This is a genomic window from Methylobacterium sp. B1 (assembly GCF_000333255.1).
GTDB lineage: Bacteria > Pseudomonadota > Alphaproteobacteria > Rhizobiales > Beijerinckiaceae > Methylobacterium > Methylobacterium fujisawaense.
In genome coordinates this window covers 1-2,158 of sequence record NZ_BACT01000067.1, presented here as the reverse complement: position 1 = coordinate 2,158, position 2,158 = coordinate 1, and the positions used below count along the sequence as shown (strand labels likewise).

Annotated in this window: 4 protein-coding genes; all 4 read left to right on the top strand. The window is 69.3% G+C overall.

Translation table 11 applies throughout. The features are described 5' to 3' along the window. The coding region (locus I53_RS01815; protein WP_043346025.1) for a response regulator at positions 1-469 on the top strand (469 nt) is incomplete at its 5' end. A gap of 271 nt (positions 470-740) precedes the next feature. After that, positions 741-941, top strand: a complete 201-nt coding sequence (locus tag I53_RS01810; RefSeq protein ID WP_043346024.1) for a heavy-metal-associated domain-containing protein — start codon at positions 741-743, stop codon at positions 939-941. An 87-nt stretch (positions 942-1,028) separates the two neighbouring features. After that, entirely contained in the window at positions 1,029-1,454 is a 426-nt protein-coding gene (locus I53_RS01805; RefSeq protein WP_043346022.1) for a hypothetical protein, read from the top strand. Positions 1,455-1,535: 81 nt separating this feature from the next. Continuing rightward, positions 1,536-1,946: a FixH family protein gene (locus tag I53_RS01800; RefSeq protein ID WP_043346021.1), complete on the top strand. Its 411-nt coding sequence runs from the start codon at positions 1,536-1,538 to the stop codon at positions 1,944-1,946. The last annotated feature ends 212 nt before the right edge of the window (positions 1,947-2,158 follow it).

Genomic DNA, 2,158 nt, shown 5'->3' with positions numbered 1-2,158 from the left:
GATGATTTTGCTGAAAGGGCGCCGCGTTCTGCTGTTCGAGGACGAGAGCCTCGTGGCCATGCTCGCGGAGGACATGCTGCTCGACCTCGGCTGCGAGGTCGTGGTGGCCATGCGCCTCGACAAGGCCGTGGATCATGTCCGCACCGGGAAGTTCGACTTGGCCGTGCTGGACGTCAACCTGGGCGACGCCCGCAGCTATCCGGTAGCCGACCTGCTGTTAGAGCGCTGCACGCCGTTCCTGTTCGCGACCGGCTACGGCACGCAGGGGTTGGAGGAAGCGTATCGGTCAGCCCCGGTGCTTCAGAAGCCTTATCAAGCGGCGCCGCTGGCGCATCTGCTAACACAGCTCCTCACTTGCGAAGCGCCGATGTGGGGCCGCGCCGACGAGAAAGCCGCGGCGTGCGCCTGCCACCGGCCGAAAGGGGAACCCTCCGGACCGGAGCCTTTCCAGGCCGACCCTGTCCGCTGACGACCCAACACCGCCATTTATGCGCCGCTGAGCAAATCCCGAAACCGGACGTTTGCTCCGTCAACTCCAGGACGGCAAAGTGCCTCCCCGGGCAGATCGTGCCGGACTGTCTTTACACGGATTGCCTCGGCCGGGGGGCATCTCCAACGATCATCAGGCGGAAGCGGCCGCCCGGATGCGCAGGTCTCGGTCTGAGGACATCATTCCGCCCCTTGACCTTCCAACGGTGGGAAGCCCCATCTCCTCGGGACATCGTCCGAAGGAGAGCGTCATGATCCATTTGAAGGTCGAGAAAGTGGGCTGCGGCGGCTGCGCCAAGTCCGTGACCCGCGCCGTGCAGGCCATCGAGCCGAACGCAGGCGTCGCGGTCGACCTCGGGGCGAAGCTGGTCACCGTGTCGGGAACCAGGGGATCGGCCGACCGGATCGCCCGGGCCATCGCAGAGGCCGGCTATCCGGCCGAGCCCGCCTGAGCCAAGCGCAACCAACCGGCGCGTTCGCCGTTCCTGAGACCGTCAGCCGGACTTTCGCGCCGGCCCGGAATTTGGCATCTTGGATTCGTGACGTTCTGGCTCGCCCTCCGGCGACTGTTGCCGCTCTTGGCGGTCCTCAGTCTCGCCCTGACGCCGGTGACCGCTCCCGCGGCCACCGCGGGCATGCACGCCGCGATGCCGGCCGCCGTCCACGACCATCACGGCCACGCCATGCCTGTCATGGTCATGGCCGACGACGGCTCCGGTCGGATCGACATGGCGGATATGGCCATGGACGACATGCCCTGCTGTCCGCACGAGAAGGCGGCCAAGCCGGACTGCGCCAAGGACTGCCCGCTGATGGCCCTGTGCCTCGCCCCCGTCGCCTCGCTCCTGCCCACAGCGGTCGTCCTCCCGGCGCCCGTCGGAACGCGGGCGGCCTTGGCCTGGCCCGCGGCACCCCCGTTCGCGAGCGTGCACGGGACGCCGCTACCCGAGCCTCCCCGAGCCTGAACCCGATGCCGCCGGCGTGAGCGCCGGCACGATGCCGCGTGCCTGCGCGCCGGCACCCATCGCGTTCAGGAGATGACACCCGTGACCAAGAACACCCTCGCGCGCCCGCTCAAGGCGGCGCTGCTCGGTGCCGTGCTATCGGTGCCGGCTCTCACCTCGTCCGCATTTGCGGACACCAAGAACTACCAGTTCCAACTCGTCCAGCAGGAGGCCAAAGTCGGCGATGCCGTCCTCGCCGTCCGGCTGGTGGACAAGCGCAGCGGCAAGCCGGTGACCGACGCCGTGGTCTTCGCCAAGCGGCTCGACATGGCGCCCGACGCCATGGAGGAGATGGCCACCAAGGTCGAGCAGGTGCCCTCGACCGAGCCCGGCATCTACCGCTTCAAGGCCCATCTCGGAATGCAGGGCCGCTGGCGCCTGTCGCTGGCCGCGAAGGTCCAGGGCGAGACCGGCACGGTCGAGGACAAGCTGATCATCCAGGCCGGGAAATGAACCGGTCCGCATGGCTCGCCGGGGCCCTCGCCGCGCTCGCGGCGGGGTCCGCCGGGTATTGGACCGGGCACGACGGTCCCGCCGTGTCCGACCTTGCGGGTCGGGTGGCGGGGAGCCTGCCGACCGCGCTCGTGGACAGGGCGCGGGACNGCCTCGCTCGCCTGGTGCCGTCGGCGCCGGTGTCGGCAGCGGCTCGTCCCGCCGCCCCGTCG

Coding starts and splice junctions, on each gene's coding strand:
- I53_RS01810 (WP_043346024.1), top strand. CDS start 741: ATGATCCATTTGAAGGTCGAGAAAGTGGGCTGCGGCGGCTGCGCCAAG.